Annotated in this window: 18 protein-coding genes; 6 read left to right on the top strand and 12 right to left on the bottom strand. The window is 35.5% G+C overall.

The features are described 5' to 3' along the window. Positions 1-38: 38 nt before the first annotated feature. From FNN09_RS01520 to FNN09_RS01490, 7 genes are all read right to left on the bottom strand, one after another. The gene (locus FNN09_RS01520; RefSeq protein ID WP_143299703.1) at positions 39-956 is read right to left on the bottom strand and encodes a polysaccharide lyase family 7 protein; all 918 of its coding nucleotides are present in this window, start codon (positions 954-956) and stop codon (positions 39-41) included. A 26-nt stretch (positions 957-982) separates the two neighbouring features. After that, entirely contained in the window at positions 983-2,473 is a 1,491-nt protein-coding gene (locus FNN09_RS01515) for a hypothetical protein (RefSeq protein WP_143299702.1), read from the bottom strand. A 30-nt stretch (positions 2,474-2,503) separates the two neighbouring features. Further along, positions 2,504-3,451 (bottom strand): PKD domain-containing protein, encoded by a 948-nt coding sequence (locus FNN09_RS01510; RefSeq protein ID WP_143299701.1) that lies wholly within the window; start codon positions 3,449-3,451, stop codon positions 2,504-2,506. 21 nt (positions 3,452-3,472) lie between these two features. Beyond that, positions 3,473-4,948: a RagB/SusD family nutrient uptake outer membrane protein gene (locus FNN09_RS01505; protein ID WP_143299700.1), complete on the bottom strand. Its 1,476-nt coding sequence runs from the start codon at positions 4,946-4,948 to the stop codon at positions 3,473-3,475. Positions 4,949-4,963: 15 nt separating this feature from the next. Further along, on the bottom strand, positions 4,964-8,044 hold the full coding sequence (locus tag FNN09_RS01500; protein ID WP_143299699.1) for a TonB-dependent receptor: 3,081 nt from the start codon (positions 8,042-8,044) through the stop codon (positions 4,964-4,966). Between the two features lie 241 nt (positions 8,045-8,285). Continuing rightward, positions 8,286-8,993, bottom strand: a complete 708-nt coding sequence (locus FNN09_RS01495) for a FadR/GntR family transcriptional regulator (protein WP_143299698.1) — start codon at positions 8,991-8,993, stop codon at positions 8,286-8,288. 244 nt (positions 8,994-9,237) lie between these two features. Further along, a complete protein-coding gene (locus FNN09_RS01490) occupies positions 9,238-11,007 on the bottom strand; it encodes a polysaccharide lyase 6 family protein (RefSeq protein WP_143299697.1) in 1,770 nt (589 codons plus the stop codon). Positions 11,008-11,727: 720 nt separating this feature from the next. Here FNN09_RS01490 and FNN09_RS01485 point away from each other — a divergent pair. The 5 genes from FNN09_RS01485 (at position 11,728) to FNN09_RS01465 (ending at position 18,638) form a co-directional block, all read left to right on the top strand. Then, a complete protein-coding gene (locus FNN09_RS01485; protein ID WP_143299696.1) occupies positions 11,728-12,408 on the top strand; it encodes a succinate dehydrogenase cytochrome b subunit in 681 nt (226 codons plus the stop codon). 22 nt (positions 12,409-12,430) lie between these two features. Then, on the top strand, positions 12,431-14,371 hold the full coding sequence (locus FNN09_RS01480) for a fumarate reductase/succinate dehydrogenase flavoprotein subunit (RefSeq protein WP_143299695.1): 1,941 nt from the start codon (positions 12,431-12,433) through the stop codon (positions 14,369-14,371). A gap of 30 nt (positions 14,372-14,401) precedes the next feature. Continuing rightward, positions 14,402-15,157 (top strand): succinate dehydrogenase/fumarate reductase iron-sulfur subunit, encoded by a 756-nt coding sequence (locus FNN09_RS01475; protein ID WP_143299694.1) that lies wholly within the window; start codon positions 14,402-14,404, stop codon positions 15,155-15,157. A 206-nt stretch (positions 15,158-15,363) separates the two neighbouring features. Further along, on the top strand, positions 15,364-17,607 hold the full coding sequence (locus tag FNN09_RS01470) for a heparinase II/III family protein (RefSeq protein WP_143299693.1): 2,244 nt from the start codon (positions 15,364-15,366) through the stop codon (positions 17,605-17,607). Positions 17,608-17,939: 332 nt separating this feature from the next. Continuing rightward, positions 17,940-18,638, top strand: coding sequence for a hypothetical protein (locus FNN09_RS01465; RefSeq protein ID WP_143299692.1), 699 nt, complete (start codon positions 17,940-17,942; stop codon positions 18,636-18,638). Here FNN09_RS01465 and FNN09_RS01460 read toward each other — a convergent pair whose 3' ends face one another. Genes FNN09_RS01460 through FNN09_RS01445 form a run of 4 tightly spaced genes read right to left on the bottom strand, consistent with a single transcriptional unit; the run spans position 18,639 to position 22,864 of the window. Then, positions 18,639-19,544 carry a CPBP family intramembrane glutamic endopeptidase gene (locus tag FNN09_RS01460; protein ID WP_143299691.1) on the bottom strand — a complete coding sequence of 302 codons (906 nt, stop codon included), beginning with the start codon at positions 19,542-19,544 and terminating at the stop codon, positions 18,639-18,641. A 33-nt stretch (positions 19,545-19,577) separates the two neighbouring features. Then, positions 19,578-20,597, bottom strand: coding sequence for a PEGA domain-containing protein (locus tag FNN09_RS01455; protein WP_143299690.1), 1,020 nt, complete (start codon positions 20,595-20,597; stop codon positions 19,578-19,580). Between the two features lie 53 nt (positions 20,598-20,650). Next, the gene (locus tag FNN09_RS01450; RefSeq protein WP_143299689.1) at positions 20,651-21,583 is read right to left on the bottom strand and encodes a glycosyltransferase family 8 protein; all 933 of its coding nucleotides are present in this window, start codon (positions 21,581-21,583) and stop codon (positions 20,651-20,653) included. Positions 21,584-21,604: 21 nt separating this feature from the next. Further along, positions 21,605-22,864, bottom strand: a complete 1,260-nt coding sequence (locus FNN09_RS01445; protein WP_185968811.1) for an O-antigen translocase — start codon at positions 22,862-22,864, stop codon at positions 21,605-21,607. Positions 22,865-22,981: 117 nt separating this feature from the next. Here FNN09_RS01445 and FNN09_RS01440 point away from each other — a divergent pair, with 117 nt between their 5' ends. Then, positions 22,982-23,929, top strand: coding sequence for a glycosyltransferase family 2 protein (locus FNN09_RS01440; protein ID WP_143299687.1), 948 nt, complete (start codon positions 22,982-22,984; stop codon positions 23,927-23,929). Here the strand turns inward: FNN09_RS01440 and FNN09_RS01435 are convergent. After that, positions 23,926-24,330, bottom strand: coding sequence for an FdtA/QdtA family cupin domain-containing protein (locus FNN09_RS01435; RefSeq protein ID WP_143299686.1), 405 nt, complete (start codon positions 24,328-24,330; stop codon positions 23,926-23,928). The genes FNN09_RS01440 and FNN09_RS01435 overlap by 4 nt on opposite strands. Positions 24,331-24,364: the final 34 nt, after the last annotated feature.

The following is a 24,364-nucleotide window of genomic DNA, read 5'->3' as shown; positions in this document are numbered from 1 at the left end:
CCGACTGTCAGCCAGTCAAAATTTTATTAATCTTAAATCTAATGAGAGATACTTAGCTCATAAAATCTTACTTTTGAAAAAGCTCCCTCATCTCTCGTTTGAAAATAGTTACCAGCTTTAAAATAGTTTTCAAAAACACCCCATTTCTCGATGTGAATGTTTTCGTAAACTTTAAATTCATTTTTGTTTAAGATGATAACCATTTTCCCTTCTGAAACTTTGACCTCCAAAGTGAATTTTCTGAATCCAACTTCTTGTTCAAAATTAAACCCCTTATCATCGCCCCAGGCATCTTCATGCAAGGTCTGTTCATAAGTGGCTTTCAAGTTTTTAAGCTCCTTTGTTTTAACACGTATTTTACCTTTATCCCAATATATTTTTAGTATTGGAGGTGCATTGTTATCTTTTGCTCCAATTAAATCTCTCTGTTCATTAGTTAGTCTACCATGAATCTGCATTATAATAGTTCTATGGTATTTACCATCAGAGTCTCTTGATGTTGCCTCCATTGCTAATTTACCCTTCATGTAGGCACCATCTTTAAAAGTCCAATTCACATTGTTTTCACCTGGAACCATTTGCTCTCTTAATTCTGAGCGTGTATACTTGGTATTTCTGGTTTTTGAATCTGTTGGCATGGCATGAAATACGATAGCACCTCTGGTAGAATCAATATACATATATGCTTTAGCAATTTCCATAGATGCAAAATTCGAAATTTCAGGTGGTTCAATTTCAATAGGCTTACCTGACTCATCTGATACAGGTAAGGTTACTTTCCAATGACTTAAATCTATATTAGGAAGCTTAACTTTCTTCTTTTTATTCCTTTTGTCTTGTTTTTCAGTTTTCTTCTCCGATTCTGTAACACTACTTCCCTTTTTTTGAGAAGTAGCGTTAACAGAAAGAAATGTTATTAAACTGATTAGTAATATATTTCTTCGGAAGTTTTTCATTATAACTGAATTATATAAGACTAATCTTAATAGACCTTAACGTTATCAATCCAGGCATCAACTGATGTAACTGCATAGAACATAATTGCCACTTCACCACTATCATTAGTAGTAAAAGGAATTAGCACTTTTGTTCCTCTTGTATCAGAAAATTTACCCTCAGCGATGGTTCCTACATGATTACCTAAATTAGAACTCAAGTTATCAACAGCATCTGCGCCATCAACGTAGTGATCGTCTAAAATAAGTCCAACAATACTTCTGCCTCCAATCGGATCATCAGCATCGTCACTCTTAATTGCATATTCGTACTCTAATGTATATGCTGTATTAGGTGCTAACTTAAGAGCCTGGTAGGCATATCTCGAACCAGAACTCTGAAGATATCCTCCAGATTGACTTGCGGTCCATTTTGCTCCTTTTGTTTTTGAACCATTAGGTGTTCCATCATAATTAGTCCAGGATCCATCGGAACTTGATCCAAATGGAGTCGTAGTCCCATCTGTGAAGGTAGTAAACCTCCAATGATCAGTTTTAGCATCAAAGTCACCATTTAAAATAACAGAAGTAATTGGTTTATGCAGGTAAACATTATCGATGTTAAGAGTTGCAGCATCTTTTGCCATACCATCAGTACCTAATTCAAACTTTATTTCAGTAAACTGAACGACCGGCGCTGAAAAGTCAGTTGCTAAATCTAAATCTAAACTGATCCACTCACCGTCAGTTAAATCTAAATTATAGTCATACTCTGTAGTACCATTAACTAATGAGATTTTCAATTTATCAATACCAATAGCAAAAGCAGAATTAACATCTAAATGTAGATGAGTAGCAGCAACGCCAGTTCCGAATGCATCAGCAACAATAATTTCATCAAGTCCTATAGATGCTCCAACCTCGCTGCTAATACGAGAATATTGCATTACTTTATTTCCTGATTCCATAGTTACTTCACCCTGCTGAGCAGTTCCTGCAGTAAAATCAACTCCACCCGCTTTATATCTATATGAGATAAAAGCACCATCGTAAACAATCCCGTTAGAATAAATTGATAATACTTCCTCAAGACCTACCGTTGGTGAGTCAGGTGCTGAAGATACCGCTTTCACTTCGTGCTCAACTGTCAAATCTTGTATTTGAGTAACACTTTCCAAAACATCAGATTTAGCGGTTACTGTAATAGTATAAGTCGCTACTTCAACATCGTTAGGATAGTCGTAAGAAGCTGATTCTCCTGCTCCGATAGTTGCAACTGGGTCTCCGTTTCCAAAGTCTACATCATAAGAGTCAACTCCAATAGCTAAGGGCTCAACGGTTACATAAGTACCATCTTCCATACCATCTTCATCAGGGCCAGGTGTTGCAGTAAAACTAGAAAATGTAATTTCAGTTAAACCCTTTCCTACAGAATCTTCATCCTCTGGGAGAATTTCTTTATCCACTTCACATGATGATGCTATAAGAGCTATTATAAATAAGGCAGATATTCCTTTTTTAAATAAATTCATAATCAATTGTTTTATTAATTTTAACACACTACGAAATTATTTTGCTGCATAAACTTTAACATTGTCTACGTACAAATCCACATCGGTAACTGCATAAATCATTATGGCAACTTCACCACTTTCGTTCGTAGTAAATTCTTGTTCAACCAATGTAAAAGATGTCTTCCCTTTAACCTCATCACCAACATATTGACTAAGTGGAGTAGTAGCAACAGCATCGGCACCATCGTCAAAGTGACCATCTAAAATCTCAGAAATGACTCTATTACCTCCCGGCGCAACACCTGCTTGTTCTGTTGGCGTTTTTATCGCATATTCATATTCAAGAATATATTTGACATCACGCTCTACATTAGATGGAGAAACAATAATAGCCTGGTAAGCATATCTTGTATTAGAACTCAAATAGGCTCCAGCAGAAGTGGATTTAGTCCATTTTGCCCCTTTGGTTTTAGATCCATTATCTGTTCCATCGTAATTCAACCAAGAACCGTCAGAACTAGAGTTAAATGGGCTGGTGGTACCTCCAGTAAATGAGGTAAACTTCCAATCATTTTGACTGTCGGTAAAATCGCCATTAAAAATTGTGACTGGAAGCGGCACAAACTTATCTACTACATCAACCATCATGGTTAATGTGTCTGTCTCATCGTTGCCATCAGCAGCAATCAGTGTTACTGGATAAGAACCTTCACCGTCAACAAAAGTATAACTTGGATCTTTATCAGTTGAAGTATTTCCTCCTCCAAAGTCCCAAAAATATTTAATCGACTCTGTTGATAGGTTATTGAATTCTAAAGTTTTAAAATTCTCTGCATTTGGAATATAAGTAAAAGCCGCCACTGGCAAACTCGTATCTTCAATAGAACCAGCTTCTGGTAATTCATACTCAAAAGCGCTCTCACAGCTTACCGATAAAAAAACTACCGATAGGCACACCACCGCCATCATGGTGTATCTGAAAATATTTAATTGATTTTTCATAATTATAATGCTTATAAATTATTATTGAGGATTTTGAGTTAAAATACCATCACTTAAGTTAATTTCCCTTGCAGGAATTGGCAATATTAACCTCCTCATATTATAACTTGTATATCCCATTTCCTCAGCATGTGCACTTAACACATCGTGGGCTACTCCAAATCTCAACAAATCGAAGAAACGATGATTTTCAAAAGCCAACTCTACTCTTCTTTCCAGTAACAAATCATCTATCGTTAAAACATTTGGACGATCATCTACAGCATCAAACCCTGCCCTAGCTCGTACTTTCATATAAGAATCTATTGCACTAGCTTCTGTTGTATTTTGTCCTTCCATAATAGCCTCAGCGTGCATTAATAACACATCAGAGTAACGTAATATAATCCAGTCGTTACCAGCATTTGCAGGTGAATCTCCATAGGTTGGAAGGTCACTGTCAGAAATATCTGAACCATCTGGTAAGAACTTTATTACTTCTGCATTCTCAGGTACAGCTAGGTCTGCATCATCACCAAAAGCAGCATAAGAAACAGCTGTTCTATTTCCTCCATAGGCAATAAAATCTTCAGCAAGATTTGGGTTAACTATATTAAGTCCATCCTGACGGCCTTGGCGTTTATAAGAGGTGAATTCCGATGAAAAACCTTGGCTCTCATCTGGATTTCCAGATAAATACTGAATCGCAAAAATAATTTCGTTGTTTAATTCTTTGTAGAATACATCCCTGAAATTTTCTTCCAACTCTAAATTACCAGTACCAATAATCGCCTCGCATAATTCTTTAGCACCTGCGTAGTTTGGTGTTGGCAAGGTCAAATATACTTTAGCCAACATTCCCTGAGCTGCAGCTTTCGATGCTCTTGACTTATGTTTGTCATCAAGGTGCTGTACACCTTCTTGCAAGTCAGCTATTATTTGCTCATAAACTTTTGACTCTTCAACTCTAGTAAAAAGCAATTCCTTTTCAGTTGGCCCTACTACTGTAGTAACCAATGGAACAGCTCCATAAAGCCTTACTAAGTTAAAATAAGCGTAAGCCCTTAAGAATTTAGCCTCAGCAGAATATTTGTTAAGGTTTGCTTCCTCAGCATTATCTACATATTTTAAAACATTATTTGCTCTAAAAATTATCTCATACATCGACTGCCAATAATCTTCAGATTGAATATTATCATCCTCAACTATATAACGGTGAAAATCAGCTCTAGAACCTTCTAAGGTTTTACTTCTGGTGTTATCAGAACGGTGTTCAGTTAATAAGTACTCTAGCTGCACTCCTCTATTATACCTAGCATTACTTGATTCGGTATTTTCATTAACACCTTGCACAGCATCATAAATCCCTATAAGCCCAGCTAATACATCAGCATCTGACTGAAAAAAAGTTTCAGCAACAATAGCAGAGTCTGGCAATGGATTTAAGAACTCATCTGAATCACAAGAACTAAATAGAAATCCTGTGATAGCTACAATTAAAAATTTTATATATTTCATGATTTCGTTTTTTGATTAAAATTTAACATTTAAACCAAGTGAGTAAGTACTAAACAAAGGTGTACCTGCTCTTTGAGCACCATATGACGTAGGTGTATTATTACTATCAACAAACTCTGGGTTAAAACCATGATAATCATCAGACGTGATGTATAACACATTCTGACCTGTAGCATAAAGTCTTAATGATTCTAATCCTATTCTTGAGATTAAAGTATTCGAAAAAGTATAGCCAATATTTATATTTCTCAATGATAAATATCCTGCACTCATAACCACATCATTCGTGATAACTCTCGGCTTAAGGAAAGAAGCATCAGGTATAATACCAGCATCTACCACCGCTTGCTCATCAGTAGTAGCACCGTTCCAGTGAGAGAAAAAGTATTGATCGCCAATATTCCTCACTTCAGCTCCCTGGCTACCTTGAAACATAAAAGATAAATCGAAATTTTTATATTTGAACTCGTTAGTTATACTCCAGTTAATTTCTGGGTATGGATCGCCTAATATCGTTTTATCATCATCGGTAATTAAACCATCACCATTTAAATCTTTAACGATAACATCTTCTGACACCCCATTAATTGGAAGCCAAGGAGAATCCCAATACTCATCAGGCAATTCCTTACTTTCGTCAACAACAAATCCATAAAAAGAAGATATTGGACTACCCACAGAATTTATCCATTGAGAATTTCTGCCCCATCCATCCTCAGATAATGCGCCATTTGATTCACCGTAATCTAGTAGTTCATTTTTATTTGTTGAGGCTATAAAAGTAGTTTTCCAAAGGAAATTTGCATTTATAATATTTTTGGTTCTTAATTCTAATTCCCAACCACTGTTTTCAACTTTCCCTAAATTGACGATACCTTTATAAAAGCCGGTAACATAAGATACAGGATTGTCGAGTAACAACTTGTCGCTAGTTCTTTTATAATAGTCTAACGAACCTGTAAAACGGTTATTTAAAAACCCAAAATCTATACCAGGGTTAAATTCTTCAGAAGCTTCCCATTGTAATAGAAGGTTAGCAATATTTAAAGGAGAAACACCGGTTGTAATACCTCCGTTAATAATTGCATTGGTATTATCCAATTGCGCTAAATAAGGCCATGCATCGATGATTTCACTCCCTGTATCAAAGTTTTCAGAACCAGTCAGACCATAACTCACTCTAAGCTTTAATTTACTCAAAATGTCGCTTTCACTCAAAAATCCTTCATTATGCATGTTCCATCCCACAGATACTGCAGGGAAGTTACCCCACTTCGATTCTACTCCAAAAACAGAACTACCATCACGTCGAAACGATGCATTAACCAAATACTTATTGGCATAAGCATACGACACTCTACCAAAATAACCTATTTTATTCTTTTCAATATTGAAATCGTCTTCTGCAACTACTGTAGTTGCTCCTTCTAAGCTTTTAAGTAAATCGTTAGTATAACCTGTACCAACAATTTGACTTGTTTCTGATCTTCTTTTTTGTACGGTGAACCCTGCTAAAGCACTAATTTCATGATCACCAATTTGCTTGTTATATGATAAGGTATTATCCGAAATAATTCTCGTTCTATATCTGTTATTTAATAAATATTTAGCTCTACTACTTCCTGATGCATGGTGTTTTGTTCCATCCCATCTCGTTCTTTTTCGTTGTTCCAAAGTTACCCCTAAAGCAGTCTTAGCTGTAAGACCATCTATAATTTTATAACTCAAATAAGAAGAAGTTAATATTTTGGTGTTATACTCATAATGCTCTCTTTCGGCATATTGAGCATAAGGATTTGAATCTCCAGTAGTACGTGGTCTATTATCACTACCATTGCCATCTAAATCCAATTCAACTAAGTGATTTTCGTAAAAATAATCGCCCACTCCCACATTAGGGTAGGCGTCTCTATTTATAAATTGCAATGTTTCCTCGGTGTGATAAATAGGCAACCAAGGCGATTGTCTAATTGGATTATGAACAGAGGTAGGTAATGCTCTTCTTTTTGAGTAAGACGGTGTTGCACTCAAACCAAATTTTAATTTCTTACCTATTTTACTATCTAACTTCAACTTAGCAGAATATAGTTTGTAGTCATCTGTAAGAACAACACCTTCGTCAGATAGGTATCTTAATGAAGTAGAATATTTTGTATCTTTTGTTCCTCCACTTGCTGATATAGAGTGACTGTTAATGATTCCTCCATTGAAGAAAACTTCTTGCCAATCTCTATCAATACCAGTTACATCAACAATTTTTTGTGCATATAGGGTAGCTTCTGAAATTTGACCAGTAGCAGCTAACTCTTGAGCAGACCAATCTGATAGATTTTTCTTATAATCATCGCTTCCAAAGGCAGATTTATATCCAACAAACATGTCATATGAGAATACTGCGTCCCCCTCTTTACCAGTCTTTGTCGTAATCATTATAACACCATTTGACCCTTCACTACCGTAAATTGCTGCAGATGCGGCATCTTTTAGCACCTCAAATGACTCAATATCATTCATATCCAGATTTCCAAGAAAACTTGCATCAACCACAACTCCATCAACAACTACTGCTGGTCCAGAATCTGCTGTTATGGATCCAAAACCTCGAATTGTAATTGTAGGAGCAGCACCTGCCTCAGCAGAGGTTGCCTGAATATTTACACCAGAAACTTGCCCAATCAATGCATCGTCTACCCTTGCAACAGCAACCTGGTCTAGGTTTTCATTCACCACTTTAGAGATTGCTCCAGTAAGATGACTTTTTTTCTGAACACCATAACCCACTACAACAACCTCATCAAGGTCTGAAGCATCTGCTACAAGTTTTACATCAATACTTGTTTGAGTACCTGCTAATACCTCTTGGCTTGAATAGCCGATAAAAGAGTAGACCAGAATACTTGCCTCGTCTTTAACTGTTAAATTATACTCGCCATCTAAGTTTGTTATTGTTCCGTTTGTTGTTCCTTTTTCATAAACATTCACCCCAATAATAGGTGATCCATCAGCTGCATCTGTTACTTTTCCTTTTATATTCACCTGAGCGAATATGGATGTACAAATACAAACCATCATTAAAGTTGATAATAGGATTTTCATTGTAATTTTTTTTCATCAGCTAGCATACGGCCATGTTATTTTAACATAAACTAACACTTGCGTGACAATTAGAAAAAATAGATTTATTAGCTTTGCAGAATCACAATACATACTCTATTCAAACTGTACGTTCCAAGTTAGCAGTTTGATAAAGAGATTCTTCTAAGAAAATTTGTATTGCTGTTGATAGTGCGTGCAAGCGCACTATTTTTTTTATCCAGAGTCTGATTTCATAGTTACGTTATAATTTCGATTTACTGAATTTTAATACTTCTTCAAGGTGCTTTGACATGTGAAGATTTGCCGCTTCAACATCTTGATTTTTAATCGCTTCTAATATAAGACGATGCTCATTAACTGTTTTTGTAAAAGTTGAATCATCACATACATTATCTCTACGATAAATACTCAAAATATCGGGCAAGATTATTAGCATCATTGTTTTAACAACTGAATTATGGCCCGCTTCAGCTATTCTTAAATGAAATGTAAAATCTTCATTTTCTGCAGGAACACCTGTCTTGATCTTTAACTCGTAGGCATTAAGAGCTTGTTCGAGTTTCTCTATATCGTCTTTTGTACGACGCAAGGCAGCTTGTTGTACTGAAAATTTCTCCATCATAACCCTAGTTTCCACGAGTGAAAAGAAGTCGGGTTTTTCAATTTTCATAACGTTTGAGAGTAAACCTTCCATAGCCGAAATATCAACTCCATTGATGATAACTCCACTTTGCGGCAATGTATTGAGTATACCCAAAAACTCTAATTTTTTGATGGCATCACGAATATAAGTTCTCCCTACACCTAATTTTTCCGATAATTTTCGTTCAGATGGTAACTTATCACCTGGCTTTAAATAACCACCTATGATTAGTCCTCTGATCTGACGAATAATCTTATCAACTGGCGTTTCAACTTCTATTGTTTTGAAATTTTCTAACAATTCCATTCTATATTTTTTTAAATATTCTGCCTTTCAAAATTTGGCAACCAAAGATATCAAACACTTGCAAAACAAAATATTTAATAATCGAATTCAAATGTTCTTCTTTAGTCATGAACTTAAGGCTTTTACTAACACTTAAGAAATTCCATAATAGAAATGCACTTGAAAGGTAGTTTAGGCTTGTGCAGCCATAGCTTTTTCGTTTTAGTTTTCATAACTCTAGATTTATATTAATGATTCAATGGTATTAATTTGATAGTCGATTTATTTGATTCTTCAGCAACTTATAGCGCTGAACGTATTGATTCTCCGAATAAAAAATTACTAGATACATCTGAATCTCTTTCATATCGATTGTTAGCTTTTGGCCAAGTTCACCTTGAGCAATTAATCGACCGCTTAGGTCGCTAACCAAATACTTAATTGGTCGATAGTGCTCTTTAAGTATTTTAAAATGACACTTCTCATTTTCCATCTGTGCAATTACCATATCATTTACTTCGGTAATACTTGCGATGGACACATCCTCTTCTTGAGTGCCAGAATAAGGGCCTACATCTTCTTTATTTAGCGGATACCAATCTGCACTTACCTCTCCGTTATCACAGCCAATCGTTTTATTCTCATCACGACTTTGTTCCTCGATATCTGTGGCAACATATTCATAATTCCCAACTGCACTACCCAACAATACATTAGAAGCAGATGGACGCCACATATACGCTTTGTTCTCTAAATTTGGATTAACGAAAGATATTCCACCATTAACGGACTCATCAGATGCGTCTGCATTAATAACATTGCCTTCCCAAAGCATATTTATCGGCTCATCTTCAATAGTGATGTTGTTACTACCTGAGGTTTTATCAATTACATTGTTAGCCATCACACAGTCAAGTGGAGGCAATGTTTTTTCTGAATCTTCACCAGTTCCAATAGATATTGGCATCTTACAATTAACAATGGTATTAAATGCAACCACTGCATCTTTAACCTGAAAATAGCGGTTAAGCGGAGAATTAGGCACACCATTCATTAAGCAAATAGCTGAACGATAATCATCACCCTTTAAACCTTCAAAGTAATTATTATACACCTTATGACGCTCGCCAATAATGCGCACACCCCCCGAAGACTTATTTTCACCAACAAAATAATTTCCATATACCTCACAATCATTACCATGACGCAAGGTTAAACATCCATCATTATTTCTAAATGTATTATAGCGATAGGTGTTAAAGCACGACTTGTTGGATATAATCTCTATCTCACCATCACAAGCTTCAAACAAATTATACTCCACAATGGTACGCGATTCTTTCATGCTATTGGAGCTTGTACCAATACGTATTGCTTCACCACCATTGTAACCTAAATCAGGTCGGGCCCCAAAATAATTATGGTCGATGCTATGGTAATTAGGCTCATCACCAATCCAAATAACCAAAGTAGTCCCAGAGTGTTCTTTACCCTCAAAATGACAATGATCAACGCGATTATTCACTCCATAAACCGATACCCACTTGTAATCTTCATCCTTATCGGCTGGATTATAATTTAAAATTGAAGTATTGGTTAAACGACAATTGGTAGCTAGCTGCGATGAACTCTTTCTAAATTCAACAACTGCTCCGCCATCACTGTATCCATTCTCAAAGCGTAATCCATCAACAGTTAAGTACTCACCATATATCCTTAGTTTTGACGAACCAGTTAGTATGGTTTGTTGCTTACTTTCTACGGATAGAACAATGTTATTTTCTTTTGTTCCTACTCCTGTAAATAATAATTCTTCATTTGTCCAGGTACGTGCACTAAGCTTTACAGTGTCACCAGGATTTAATGAAGATGAAATAGCACTTAATTCTGAAGAGGTATTAATTATATAATTCTTCGCTCCTAAAGAACCAAAATTAAGCAACATGAATACAACTAACGTTAATAGTACAAAATGCCTATTATCGCTTTTGTTCTTATTCACACTACTTAAATTATAATTTAATACTCGTTTCATAAAAATTTGACTTAGTTATAATCAATTGCTTCGACCAACTTACAGTTTGGCATTGCATGCAACTGATTTACCACTCAACTGGTCGACCAATTTATTAACTATTTTATACCTAAACAAATTTTAACACATTAATTTTATATTTAAGTATTGCTAAATCACTGACCAACAGCAATGGAAACCCTTTACACTAGCGCAACAGAAGCATTTACAACATTGTTCAAATTATTTTTTCAGCAACAATATAATTGGTCTACCAATTATTACCAGCATCAGCATCTTCAAATTTTCGAAAACGTATATAGTATCATCAACTTTTAAACGACAACAAATACCAACTTAAGCACATCTTCATCAAATAAAATCATAGCGAGAAAGAGCAATCTTGCACAATTTAAATGAGTAGAAACCATTCAACATTATAAATACACTTCAATTATGTTTTTTTTTAATGACCGTTGGACCATGAAATACTGGCAACTTATAATCAATTTAAATAGAGTAACGGATGTATATATCTTTTATATTTTTCATTAATTTGTAATAATGAATGTTAAAAAGATTTTAAAACAGAATGTATAAATGTGTGGTTAATTAGAATTGATATAAATATAGATTTAATTCTTTAATAAAATTTGCCCAGCGGCCGTTTCAGACCTACATTTGCAGCCTTATTGACAAACAAATTAGTATTAATATAAATAAATAAAAAAAGGGATTCCTATGAGTACTATTTTTGGTTCCTCAATTGGAAGAAAGTTACTGATGAGCTTATCAGGACTTTTTTTGGTGACTTTTTTAATAATTCACCTCTCCATTAACTTGTTGCTGCTTGTTCCAGATGGTGGGCAGATGTTTAATGTCGCTGCCAACTTCATGGCCATGCCATTGATTAAGTATGGTTTGCAGCCTGTTTTAGCATTGGGTTTTATTGTGCATATTGTATATGCAGCAATTATCACTCTGCAAAATAATAAGGCACGTGGTTCAGCCAAGTATGCTTCTGGCAACAATACTAAAGATGTTATGTGGGCTTCGAAAAACATGTTTGTTTTAGGGCTAACAGTAACGGCATTTTTAATTGTTCACCTAGTTGACTATTGGATTCCTTTACAAATTACACACGGAGCTGAATCAATTACAATTGATGGTGTGCAAATGCACAATGCATATGCCTTAGTTAATGCAGCTTTTAGCGAAGCATGGCGTGTAGCTTTGTATGTAGTTGGTTCATTAGGATTAACTATTCACTTAACACATGGTTTCTGGTCTGCTTTCCAAACACTTGGATTGAGTAACAGCATCTGGCGTTGTCGTTGGACAGTAGCAGGTATCGCTTTTGCATGGATAGTAGGACTTGGGTTCGCTGCAATTGCTATTTTACAATTTGCATTCTTTCAATAGTATAGCCTAAAAGTATCACGATATGATTAATTTAGATTCAAAGATACCACAAGGCCCAGTGGCCGAAAAGTGGTCTAATTATAAAGCTAACCAAAAACTGGTTAACCCTGCCAATAAGCGTAAGCTTGATATTATTGTTGTAGGAACAGGACTAGCGGGTGCTTCGGCAGCTGCTTCATTTGGTGAAATGGGGTTCAATGTAAAGAACTTCACTATTCAGGATTCTCCACGTCGTGCGCACTCTATTGCTGCACAGGGAGGTATCAACGCTGCTAAAAATTACCCTAATGATGGTGACTCTGTTCACCGTTTATTTTACGATACAGTAAAAGGTGGTGATTACCGTGCTCGTGAAGCAAACGTTCACCGTTTGGCTGAAGTAAGTAACGACATCATCGACCAATGTGTTGCTCAAGGTGTACCTTTTGCTCGCGAATATGGTGGTTTATTAGATAACCGCTCATTTGGTGGTGCGCAGGTAAGCCGTACTTTTTACGCCAAAGGACAAACTGGTCAGCAGTTATTAATTGGTGCTTACCAAGCCTTAATGCGCCAGGTAAACGCTGGTACTGTTGATTTACATACGCGTACTGAGATTGTTGACATTGTAATGGTTGACGGTAAAGCTCGTGGTGTTATTGCTCGTGACCTTGTAACTGGTGAATTCCAGCGTCATTTCGGTCATGCCGTAGTATTAGCAACAGGTGGATACGGAAACGCATTCTTCTTGTCAACCAACGCAATGGGTTCAAATGGTTCAGCTGCTATTAAAGCTTACCAAAAAGGTGCTGCGTTTGCTAACCCTTGTTTCGCTCAGATTCACCCAACATGTATTCCTGTTCACGGTGAGTTCCAGTCGAAATTAACCTTGATGTCCGAGTCATTACGTAATGATGGTCGTATCTGGGTTCCTGCTAAAAAAGAAGATGCTGAAGCCATTCGTGCTGGCAAATTAAAGCCAACCGAAATTGCCGAAGAAAACAGAGACTATTACTTGGAGCGTCGTTACCCTGCATTTGGTAACTTGGTACCTCGCGATGTTGCGTCTCGTGCTGCTAAAGAGCGTTGCGATGCTGGCTTTGGTGTTGGAACAACTGGTTTAGCTGTTTATCTTGACTTTAAATCATCAATCGAACGTTTGGGTGAAGATGCTATCCGTGCTCGTTACGGAAACTTATTCCAGATGTACGAAAAGATTGTTGATGACAATCCATATGAAACACCAATGATGATTTATCCAGCTATCCACTACACAATGGGTGGTATTTGGGTTGATTACGAATTGCAAACATCTGTACCAGGATTATTTGCTGCTGGTGAAGCTAACTTCTCAGATCACGGTGCGAACCGCTTAGGAGCTTCTGCCTTAATGCAAGGTTTAGCTGATGGATACTTTGTTCTTCCATACACAATTCAGAATTATTTGGCCGATGACATTTCAACACCTCGTATGACTGGTGATGAGAAAGAATTTGTTGAAGCTGAAAAAGAAGCTAAAGAAAAATTTGAGAAACTTCTTTCTATCAAAGGTGAGCGTTCGGTTGACAACCTGCATAAAGAGCTAGGATTAGTAATGTGGGATTTTGTTGGCATGGCTCGTAACAAAGAAGGTTTAGAGCAGGCTATTGAGAAAATTGCTAATATCAAGAAAGAATTCTACAGCAACGTACGTATCCCAGGTTCGGGCGAAGGCATGAATGTAGAGTTAGAAAAAGCATCTCGTTTAGCTGACTTTATTGATATAGGTGATTTGATGGCTCGTGATGCTCTGCACCGCGAGGAATCATGTGGTGGACACTTCCGCGAAGAATACCAAACTGAAGAAGGCGAAGCTCTTCGTCAGGATGATAAATTTGCTTACGCAGGATGTTGGGAATACCAAGGTGAGGACAAAGCACCTGTAATGCATAAAGAAGAATTGACTTTTGAAGTTGTTAAAGTTGCTCAACGTAACTACAAATAATATTAGGTCTTACTAGTTAAACAGAGAAAAATGGAAAATAATATAAGTTTGACTCTAAAGGTTTGGCGTCAGAACGGACCTAAAGAGAAAGGTCGTTTTGAAACTTACAAATTAGAGACAGTTTCTACCGATAGCTCATTCCTTGAGATGATGGACATCTTAAACGAGCAATTAATTAATGATGGTAAAGAACCTGTAGCTTTCGATCACGATTGTCGCGAAGGTATTTGTGGTATGTGTTCGTTATACATCAACGGTCGTCCTCACGGGCCTGATGATGATGTAACAACATGTCAGTTACACATGCGAAAGTTCAAAAATGGCGAAACAATTACCATTGAGCCATGGCGTTCAGCTGGATTCCCAGTAATCAAAGATTTGATTGTGAACCGTAACGCATTTGACACAATTATTGCTTCTGGTGGTTATACATCAATAAGCACTGGTGGTGTACCTGATGCTAACGCAATTCCTATTTCAAAAATTGATGCTGATGAAGCAATGGATGCTGCATCATGTATTGGTTGTGGTGCTTGTGTTGCTACTTGTAAAAATGGTTCAGCCATGTTATTTGTATCTGCTAAAGTAAGTCACTTGGCTTTGTTACCACAAGGGCAAGTTGAAGCAGCTCGCAGAGCTAAAAACATGGTGGCAAAAATGGATGAGCTAGGTTTTGGTAACTGTACCAACACTGGAGCTTGTGAAGTTGAATGTCCAAAAGGTGTTTCAATTTCTAACATTGCTCGCTTAAACCGCGAATTCTTAAAAGCTAAATTAGCTGATTAAGCTATTTTATTATAGAAGATTAAAACGGTCATCTCTTTTGGGGTGACCGTTTTTTTTGCCCTGTATCCTACTTTAAAGTCCTGCTCCACAAACTAAATTAATCCTAATCATTTCACAAAACCTTTGAGATTGTACTCAACATCCGCTATTTTAGCATAAAATCATTAAGGGAAGTATTTTAAAAGATTGAATCAAAAGCTAAGAGCATGAAAGAAATTTTAATTGCTGTGGTGCTAGCTATGTCTTTTTCTGTACTTAACGCTAAGGAAATTCCCACCAATAGAGTTGTTCAGCCAAAAGACTTGCTCAAGTACTTAAAAAAAGAAGCGAAGCAACAAGCATTCGGAAACAACAAAGTGAACGAAGCCAAACTGGCCGCATATTTTCGAAATACGTATTCTAATAGATATTTTTTCAATTGGAACAATTTTGAAGAACGATTTAAAGAATACCAAAGTATCTACCTCGATAAAAAGCAATCGCACCTTGATCGGGCAGAAGATCATATGCAAAAATATGCAGACTCTACCTTGTGGAAATTACCTTTTAACTACCTAAATGGAGAAGCGGTTAATGCTTATGCTCTTCGGCATTTAGCACGACAACACAAAATGGTGGATATTGCGTTTCGTTATTACTATGAGAACAAAAGGCCTGAGTATATCAATTACTTTACAGGCCAAATGCACTCGTTAAATGCAGCTTTAACAAACAATAAATACGAAACAATTGAAGATGGCAACGGCGTTTACGAAGCCTTTCGATCGGGCTACCGCGTTCTTAATTGGCTACAAATACATGGCATGTTCCTTTCTCAAAAACACTATAACGATAGCGACCAATTAACAACGATAGCAACACTTTTACAACACGGTGCTCATTTATACATTAACAACCAAGAGTTTAAATCGGGCAACCATCAAACGCGTGGCCTTTCAGCTCTGGCCATGTTGTCAATTTTATTTCGGGACTTTGAAGGAACAGATAAATGGTATGAAAAAGCCATGTCTCTTCTTGAAGAGCATCTGCAGAAAGAAATAAACGAAGATGGCTTTCAATTTGAACGCTCAGTACATTACCACATGAGCGACATCAACAATTTCTATTACGTTTATCGATTAGCTCAAATTAGCGATTTACCTGTTAGCGACATGTGGACCAACAAAATGGAGTCGCTATTTACAACGCTGGCAAAAATTGCTTACCCCGATAAAAGTGCACCAGTACTCCAAGATGACACAGATATTCCCTGGGGTGAAAAAAATGACATATCGGGTGCTATTACCTTAGGTTACCTTTTGTTTGAAGATCCTGTTCTTGGCCATTTTTCGAATGATAATGTTGATGCTAAAACATACTGGTTCCTGAATAAAGCACAGCTTACAAAGCTAGATAACATCCAATCGGAGGCACCGTCTATGGGCTCTCTATGTTTTCAACAAACAGGTTATTATATAATGCGACAAGGGTGGGATGCCAATGATAAAATGATGATTATAAGTGCTGGACTTGATGATAAAAAACCCGACCACCAACATGGCGACATGCTAGGCATACAGGCGATGGCTAATGGCTCGGTTGTTTTACCTAATTATCAAGTACGTTACTCCCTACCCGATTTGGAGCAATTCAAAAACTCATTAACTAAAAATGTGGCTTTGGTAGATGATGAACTACAAGGTAAAAAATACACATCTAATAAAGGTGGAAGTGGCTTCGGTAAATTTAAGGAGTTGCCAAAACCAAAAACCATTGCCTGGGCAACCAATGAAACATTTGATTTATTCATTGGCACACACAATGGTTTTAACAACGTAGGAGTAGATTATACTCGAAAAGTGATATTTGTGAAAGATGATTTCTGGATTGTGAAAGATGATTTTAAATCCAACAAAGAACATACCTATAAACAAGTTTGGCAGGGACACTATACATCTGAACATAGCCCGCAGATTTTAAGATCATCCTTTGACAATGGTTCGGGATTAGATATTCTTCAACTAACACAAGTTGATAATGCTAAACAATATGGTGCTAGAGGAAAGCATTGGAGCATAATTGAACAGAAATCATCAGGCGATGGTGGTTTTATTACTATTTTACATCCCTTTTCGTCCTACTCAAAACGCATTAATGAACTGGATAGTAACCCTATTGTGGATGGTTGGAAGCATAACTCAGAAGAGTTTGTTTTAACTGGAAGTAACACAACATCAATAAGTAATGATGTATTTTCACTGTTCTTTAATGTTACAAGTATGACATCAAAGGACCTGAAGATTGAATTCGAAGACTTTTCCGATTTTATTATCGAAAGAAAAGGAAATAACGTAAGTATTACATCCACGAGTAGCGAAGCCATTGCATTAAAAGCTACCCTAAAACAACGCAACTCATCGGCTAGAATAACATTAAAGCCAGGAGAAAGTGCCATTCTATTTTCAAATTAATTTTATAATAATATAAATCGATCGACCTCAGACAAATAGTAAATTACGGAACTAGCACTTAGAAGTTATAACACTTTATAAAGCCTCGTTTTTTGCAAAAAGACAGGCTTTGTAATTTTTATTCGACTGATTATTAAGAAAAAAGTAACCTTTTATTAAATAATTCGTTTTTATGAACGAACTCTATTTGTTGATAAACAGATTAGTTTATTCGACGAATGAATTATTAATGATATTCAGAAAATGAAAAACAACAGACTTGTATCAATTTGTTAATGGAAGTTATTTTTTCTATTTTAGATGCGAACAGGTCTCTTTTAATCCAAAACATAATGCCATATCGTCGACTTCCAAATACTGATCAGGCTCGCTTGAGGGCTTTAAAAGCTGCTCTGCAAAAAGGTATGCAACTCAGTCCCTTTGACTTAGCATACAGCCAAAAGCTTTTTTTGGAACTTCAGTCATTTCTTCCTCAGTACGAACAGGCCATTAATCAATATAATTTCAGCAAGGAAAGACAAGCTAAATACGGAAAACTGTTAGGCGATCAATTTAAAATAACACGTTTATATGTTTCTCATTTTATTCAGGTACTGAATTTTTGCATTATTCGCGGCGAAATAAAACCAGAGGTTCGAAAATTATTTGGTTTCGACATTGATGACAAAGCAGTTCCTGAAATGGGCACTGAGCAGCAATTATTACAAATAGGAAAACAAGTTGTTGAAGGAGAAGAAAAAAGAGGCATGATGGGTGGTTCACGCATTTATAACCCGTCAATTGCAATGGTTAAAATTAAGTATGAGAAATTTGTTGAGTACTTTAATAACCATAAAAATTTGTTAGTGACAACTCAAAAAATGCATGATAAAGTTACTGAACTAAGAAATGCAGCTGATAGAATTGTACTAAACATTTGGAATGATATTGAAGGTCATTTCGACAATTATGAGGCTGATGAGAAAAGGGATAAATGTTCCAACTATGGTGTTGTTTATCTACTCCGTAAACATGAGAAAGAGGTTCAATAGTTATACTTCTGGCTCTTTTAAATAACTCAGCCTAATCACATACAGGCATCCTATTATTGCTATAAAACTAAAAATCACCCCAGCTCCCAAAGGGTTCTCAATTGGGATATCAAAAGGCGATTCGCTACTTTCTTTAGCCATAAGCATATAGAGCATGAGTGCCATAAAGTTATTGGTAAAATGTGCAATAACAGAGAGCCACAAATTCCCTGACAATACAAAAATATAGCCTAATATTATTCCTAGGGCAAATCGCGGTAAAAACGTCAGAAATTGCATATGTATGGCACTAAAAATTATTGCCGTAATAACAATTGCAAGGTGCTTATTCTTAAAAAAACCTATCAATTCCCGCTGCAGTATACCTCTAAAAATCCATTCCTCTCCAATAGCAGGCAATACACTCATCATTAGTATTGTAATCGATACCTGAAACCAGTTATCAAAACGAATTAAATTCCTTGTTAATTCTCCTGCTTCAGCTTCTTTGGCCGTCATCCATTGACAAATTCCCTGCATCGATTCTGGCAATTCTAATTGATGATTTAACCAGCCTGTGTAGCTTATAAAAGCCTGGCTTAATATTATTAATCCAACACATGCCACAAGAGCTCTAAAAGACAAAATATTACTACCACTTATCCCATTTTGAAATGAATTATATAAGTAATAAAAGGCAATTAGAGATGGAAGAACAAACAAACAAATGCTTTGTAGAATTTGAAATGTTTGCATGAATGACGCATTGCTTTGCATCGAAGCTAAGGATTGCATGTCTACATTAAACAAAGGATTTGCAACTACATGCATTATTAGGGCCGATAAAGAGCCTAATAATAACATGGCGGTAAACACCAGTGTTAATTTCAAAATTGGTGGTAAGTTCGACAAGCTCCCTTGGGTCATATACTGTTTTTTTGGTAAAAGTAAACATTCTAATCAAAATGCTACACGAATACCAACCCACGCACTACCAGCACTAAAACTATTGTACTTCTGCTCCCATAATTCAATCGTCTCTTCATTCTCTTCATCGTCAACAAAACCAAATTCAAACTCCCCAAATATTTGAAAATGCTTACTAGGCTTTATACTAACACCAGCCCCTAAAGTCACGAAATTAATTGAAGTCTTACTAAATGAATCTTCCGGTACAAATGAGCGACTTACAACGCCTCCTTTCAAAAACAGTGCAGCTCCACCTAAATCCATTGGAAGGATGCCTTCAAAACCAATACCACTAACATCCGATTTTTTATTTGATTCGCCCCACAATCGTAAATAGTTAAATAAATCAGCTCCATAACGATATGTTGCACCTTCAAACCCAGTGGTACCGATCATGGTATAAAAACCAACACTTCCAAAACCTCCACCAGGTGTTTCATCAGACTCATCGCTCAATTGAGCAGTTTCGCTTTCATAACTTGAAATCTGTGGAATACTATAGGCCATATTATTTAAATCATCAGCACGGGTAAAATCCTTGGTCACTATCACGGGCTTTTCTTCATCAACAACATACGTTTGCTGCCATGTTCCATATTCTGAACTAACCAAGGTTATCACATTGCTTCCGCATGAAATAGGAAAATCAACCATGGGTGTATAACCCACTTTTTGCTGATTGATGTATACTTCGGCACCAGTTGGTGATGAGTAAATATTAGCACTACCTGTTTTCGGAGTCATCTGAAAGTGATAATTCACGGTCTTATTTGAGAGGCATTCAACAATTGTATCGATTGTTTGGTAGTTGCGTTTTGAAATTTTAAGTAGGTAGCGAATTGCCTTATAATCATTAAATGTTGCGGGCGACTTTTTACGGACATCAGGAAATTCACTAAGCTCGATGTTTGCCGAAGAAGGCTCAGTGGAGATGAAAAAGTTGCCTTTTTCTTGACAAAAACTATTTAAGGTAAAAAGAATTAAAATGGTGACTAGGGTAAGTTTGTTCATCTTGTAATTTGTTAGATACAAGTATGACAAATGAAAATGGATGAGCACTTAAATTACTTTAGTTTATGGCTTTTAAATAGAAAAATGAAATAGTTTTTTAAAGTGATGATGTGATATAGTCCAAGTTTTTTTAATAATTGACCAAGTTTTAAGTGTGAGCCAATATCTTTAAAGGCTTCTGCTTGGTAGTTAAGGTAGTATTCTCTTTTATAGAAATTAGATTTCTTATAATAGTGCCACCAAACATCTCCAAATGGTCTTGGTGTATTCCAGGGTTTATCCATCGTATAATGAATAATAGCGGGGGCATCGCATACTAATCCATCTATTAGTTTTTGATAGGAGTAGTTGTACTTGTGTTCAAGATGTTGAATGTCGTCTTTAAAAATGATATTTAATATGTCCTGATCTTGATACATTAGTTTGAGCTTCGATAAATCGCTAACTTTTTTATTAAAGATGTTTATTTCTGCTCTTATCTTTTTTAGGTTAAAGACTAATATACCTGCATTAATATAGTCTTTCGGCGATAAAGAAAGAGAAATGATATGCTTTTGTTGAAAAACCTCCGCTTTCTCAACAAACTCAGGAACACCTGCTAAACAATTTTCTTTTAGATCAGTATTATATAGTTTACTTAAGTCTATTTTTACAATTGTGTCAATATCAAGATAAATAACTTTTTTTTTATCCTTAAAAATATTGGGAATCAATAAACGATAATAAGATTCTATCGTCACATTTCTTACCTCATATGATTCTTTAAATTCATTTTTAACATCAATAAATTTAATTGAAATATTTTCGTATTGCTCTTCCAGCTTTTTTATTAATTCTTTATTTTCATTGCTTAGTCTCGAGCTTGAATGTAAAACAAATACATCATATATCGTCTCAGGATTCGCATTTATACAAAGTGAGGTAAGACAAACTCCTGCTGGGATTGTAAAATTATCATTAAAACTTATTACGATTGGGATTGTCATGATAATGATTCTATTATAAAACTATTTCTTACTCCAATAATATGCAAAAACTCCGCAAAGCACAGAAAAGCTAAGTGTATTTTCTAAAAAATATGCAATCGTACTTCCTTCAATTCCTAACCTTGGAATTAATAGATAAGCTGTACTAATGAATATGATTCCAGACAATAATTCGGTTGCAATAAATGCAAGCACTTTTTCTTTAGCAATTAGTAGCAAACCTAAGAGCCAACAAAGAACTTTAAAGCCATCACCCATTATTTGCCAGTTAATTATTAATGAAGCTTCACTAAATTCTCGCGAAAGCATTAATTGTATAATTAAAATTCGACTAGCATATATACCAAACCCAACGATTAACAACAGGGGTACCAAGATTAGAATGGTCCGTTTAACCTCATCTCTAATCTCTTGCGCGTCTGTTAATCTGGAAAATGTTGGTAAAAAATAATAGCTAAAAGGCAATGTTGCAATCCCTATATAACTTGTACTTATTTTAAGCACTCCATCCCAAATACCTGCCTCATGAACAGACAATTCTTGTATTATTAATTTTCTGATTATGATTACAACGAATGGTGTTATAAGACCAGATATTAAAGCCATTAAAGAAAACTTACTTAATTTAACCGCAATCTGTCTATAAAAAAACAACTTCACCTTAAACCCAAGTTGTCGTAACTTTAATATACCTAACGAAAATGCGATAATCGATTGAAACAATACTGCCCAAAGTGCCCCATTTAAACCTAAAAAGTAAATTGAAATAATAAATATAAGAAAGCCACTAGTAAAATAAATGATATTTAGAACAACAAAAATCCTTAACTTTTGAAGGCCATTAATAATCGATAAAACTAAATTGAATAATGATGTAGAAATAATGTATATAGCAGCAAAAAAAATGACTTTTGAATAGTCTCTAGAATCAAAAAGGTAAATTGAAACAAAATCGTTAAAAAAAGCGATGATACCACTAACAACAACCGATACAACTATCACAATTGTGAAGCTTGTATTTATAATTGCCTGCTTATGGTTAGAGCTTTTATCAAGTTTAGAAACATGCTTAACAACTCCGCTATTAATACCAGCCCCTGCTAAATTTACTGAAAGCTGCAAAAAGTTCTGTAATTGACTAACTAACGCCAATCCAGTAGGACCAAGAAGTAAGGCTATAAGCTTAATATTTATAATTCCTATAAAAACCCTTACAAGTACTTGTGAAGAATTTTTAAGGGAAATAGATAAAAAAGCACTTTTTTTAAAAATGTTTATCATTGTTAATAACATAGCGTTATCTACATTAACGATAGCTCCCTTAAATTATTTGAATTTTGATATAACAAAAGCAATAATTTCCATAATGGAACGTGATATAAGGAAACTAAAAAGACTATGATACTTTCAGTGCTAATTATATGTTACAATCAAAAAGATTTTATTGCTTCCGCAATAAATTCTGTTCTGGAGCAAAAAACAAGTTTCGACTTTGAGATAATTGTTGGCGATGATAGTTCAACAGATGGTACCTCGGAAATAATTAAAAGTTTCGTTAAATCCAATGCTAACATTAAGCACTTCAGGCACGATTCCAACCTAGGACTAATGAAAAACTATTCTTATTGCCATAGTATTGCGAATGGGAAATACATTGCCTCTCTAGATGGTGATGATTATTGGATTGATTCATATAAGCTAGAGAAACAAGTAAATATTTTAGAATCTGATGAAAATATTGGGCTTGTTCATACCCAATATGACATCAATTATATGTACCCAAAATTTTTGGGAAAAAGATATGTTACTAAAGTTCTGTCAAAAACGAGTTTAGTCGAAAACTCAACTTTTAACGGCATTTACTCTAATAGCTCTATATGCTCTTCAACAGTCTGTTATAGGAAATCCATTATTGATAAAAGTCAACTAATGGATAAATTTGATAATGCCTTTTTTAAAATGGAAGACGGTCCAATTCATTTGCAATGTGCATTAAATCATAGCGTAAAGCATATTAATCATTCTACGACTGTATACAGAGTCCATAAACAATCTGTATCACATTTCACCAATGGTTCAAAACGTCTACAATTTATACAAGAAACACGGCAAATTAGAGATTACTTCTCAACCATAAAAAAAATTGACGACAAAACTCAATATGCTCTTGATCATAACAACAACCTAAGCCTTGCACACCACTATTATAAGAGTAATAACCTACCAGAATTTAAGCGAACATATAAGAAAATAAATCACAAGCCTTTAGCTATACGAGTAATGCATGCATTGTTATGGCTAAAAAACAAAAAGCTACTTAGGAACGAAAACATCTTTAAACATTAGCGGTCGATAAATTGTGAATAATCAGAGATGTAATCCGCCGAATCGTATTTACATGAAGAAAGAGCCAATAGAACGCAATCACAGCTAAAGTTTGTCAACTCATGCCAAATACCTGGTTTAATATGAAGTCCATTAAACGGTTTATTTAATGAAATTATTTGTTTCTCCCCTCTATAGTCTAAAATTACATCCAAACTTCCATTCAAAGCAATTAACAGTTCATGCTGCTCATAGTGCGCATGCCCGCCCCTTTCTGCACCACTCGGAATATCATAAGTATAATAAACACGTTTAATGTCAAATGGAACGTGTTCATTTTCTTCAATAAAACTTAAATTACCTCTTGAATCTGTTATTTTTGGCAATGTAATAAGTTGATACAGGTCTTTGAGTTCACTCATGCTTGTTTTCTAAATCATTTTGCTAATTTAAACT

The sequence above is a fragment of the Carboxylicivirga sp. M1479 genome (assembly GCF_007097485.1).
Taxonomy (GTDB): domain Bacteria; phylum Bacteroidota; class Bacteroidia; order Bacteroidales; family Marinilabiliaceae; genus Carboxylicivirga.
Note: the sequence above shows the minus strand (reverse complement) of the source record. Positions and strands in the feature narration are given on the sequence as shown.